This window comes from Methanoculleus taiwanensis (genome assembly GCF_004102725.1).
GTDB classification, from domain to species: domain Archaea; phylum Halobacteriota; class Methanomicrobia; order Methanomicrobiales; family Methanoculleaceae; genus Methanoculleus_A; species Methanoculleus_A taiwanensis.
In genome coordinates this window covers 1-2,542 of sequence record NZ_LHQS01000005.1, presented here as the reverse complement: position 1 = coordinate 2,542, position 2,542 = coordinate 1, and the positions used below count along the sequence as shown (strand labels likewise).

Annotated in this window: 1 tRNA gene and 2 rRNA genes; all 3 read left to right on the top strand. The window is 54.6% G+C overall.

The features are described 5' to 3' along the window. The first annotated feature begins 267 nt into the window (after positions 1-267). Positions 268-1,735 (top strand): 16S ribosomal RNA (locus tag ABH15_RS13495). Between the two features lie 71 nt (positions 1,736-1,806). Continuing rightward, positions 1,807-1,879 (top strand) — tRNA-Ala (locus tag ABH15_RS13490). 101 nt (positions 1,880-1,980) lie between these two features. Beyond that, positions 1,981-2,542 (top strand): 23S ribosomal RNA (locus tag ABH15_RS13815); the annotation flags it as partial.

Genomic DNA, 2,542 nt, shown 5'->3' with positions numbered 1-2,542 from the left:
GGGTGCGCAGGACGCAACCCTTATATGCGATGACCAACATATACTGTTCCTCACACGATGCAGGCACGCGTTCGCTCCGGACGTCTCCGGGGGCAGAATGGCGAGCCTTAAATACAAAGAATAACAGATACTAATTCTCTTCGATGGAGAATCAACACGACCGCCCTCGTGCGGGTTGATTCTGACGTTGGCATTGGCAATGCGGAAATCTGTTTAGTAACCGCTAATTCCACCCAAGTTTAAGCAAGTGTGCGTATTTCGAGAAGAATTCTGGTTGATCCTGCCAGAGGTCACTGCTATCGGGGTTCGATTAAGCCATGCGAGTCGAGAGGGTTCAGACCCTCGGCGGACTGCTCAGTAACACGTGGATAACCTGCCCTAAGGAAGGGAATAACCCCGGGAAACTGGGGATAATACCCTATAGGTTACGGATGCTGGAATGCTCTGTAACCGAAAGTTCCGGCGCCTTAGGATGGATCTGCGGCCGATTAGGTTGTTGTTGGGGTAACGGCCCAACAAGCCTGTAATCGGTACGGGTTGTGGGAGCAAGAGCCCGGAGATGGATTCTGAGACACGAATCCAGGCCCTACGGGGCGCAGCAGGCGCGAAAACTTTACAATGCGGGAAACCGTGATAAGGGAACCTCGAGTGCCCGTAAACGCGGGCTGTTCAGGTGTCTAAAACGCATCTGAAGAAAGGGCCGGGCAAGACCGGTGCCAGCCGCCGCGGTAATACCGGCGGCTCGAGTGGTGACCACTTTTATTGGGCTTAAAGCGTTCGTAGCTGGGTTGTTAAGTCCCTTGGGAAATCTGACGGCTTAACCGTCAGGCGTCTAAGGGATACTGGCACTCTAGGGACCGGGAGAGGTGAGGGGTACTTCGGGGGTAGGAGTGAAATCCTGTAATCCTCGAGGGACCACCTGTGGCGAAGGCGCCTCACCAGAACGGCTCCGACAGTGAGGGACGAAAGCTGGGGGAGCAAACCGGATTAGATACCCGGGTAGTCCCAGCCGTAAACGATGCGCGTTAGGTGTATCGATGACCACGAGTCATCGAGGTGCCGAAGGGAAACCGTGAAACGTGCCGCCTGGGAAGTACGGTCGCAAGGCTGAAACTTAAAGGAATTGGCGGGGGAGCACCACAACAGGTGGAGCCTGCGGTTTAATTGGACTCAACGCCGGGAAGCTCACCGGATAGGACAGCGGAATGATTGCCGGGCTGAAGACTCTGCATGACTAGCTGAGAGGAGGTGCATGGCCGTCGTCAGTTCGTACTGTGAAGCATCCTGTTAAGTCAGGCAACGAGCGAGACCCACGCCAACAGTTGCCAGCATATCCTCCGGGATGATGGGGACACTGTTGGGACCGCCTCTGCTAAAGAGGAGGAAGGAATGGGCAACGGTAGGTCAGCATGCCCCGAATTATCCGGGCTACACGCGGGCTACAATGGGCAGGACAATGGGTATCGACACCGAAAGGTGAAGGCAATCTCCTAAACCTGCTCGTAGTTCGGATTGTGGGCTGTAACTCGCCCACATGAAGCTGGAATCTGTAGTAATCGCGTTTCAAAATAGCGCGGTGAATGCGTCCCTGCTCCTTGCACACACCGCCCGTCAAACCACCCGAGTGGGGTTTGGATGAGGCTGCGGTCGTTGCCGTAGTCGAATCTAGGTTCCGCAAGGGGGGTTAAGTCGTAACAAGGTAGCCGTAGGGGAATCTGCGGCTGGATCACCTCCTAAAGATAATGCTTGGGAGAACGCATGCGGTTGCTAAACAGAACGTAAAATTGCTGATGTCAACGGTGAATAGGGCTCATAGCTCAGCTGGAAGAGCGCGGCGTTTGCAACGCCGAGGCCGGGGGTTCAAATCCCCCTGAGTCCACTTAAGGTGCACCCGGGAATGCGAGTCCCCGGGGAAGGGCTGAAGGTCTTTGACCTGACGAAGCCGTGTACAGGTGTGTACTCTGGACGTTAAATGAGTTCAGCGGAACGGCTTTTAGCCGGTCAGTGGATGGCTCGGTTCGAGTGCCGAAGAAGGGCGTGCCAAGCTGCGATAAGCTCCGGGAAGACGCATGGAGTCTAGGATCCGGAGATCCCCGAATGGGACATCCCAGCATTTCGGTGTTGATCCGTAAGGATCGGGAACCCCCCGAATTGAAACATCTTAGTAGGGGGAGGAAAAGAAATCAATCGAGATGTCGTGAGTAGAGGCGATCGAAACCGACAGAGTTTAAACCGAATCCCGCAAGGGAGATGTGGTGTCGTAAGCCTGCCGTGTGAACACCAATGCGAAACGGAAGTTCTCTGGAACGTTGCACCACAGAGGGTGATAGTCCCGTACGTGTATGCGGCGGTGTTCTGGCAGTGTCTTGAGTACCGTGGGTTGGTATTCTCGCGGGAATCTAGGGGTCATCAACCTCTAAAACTAAATACACCTCGAAACCGATAGCGTAGTAGTAGCGTGAGCGAAGGCTGAAAAGTAACCCTGGAAAGGTGGTTAAAAGTGCCTGAAATTGACCGGTGATAGTGGGTTATGGCGTGCAAG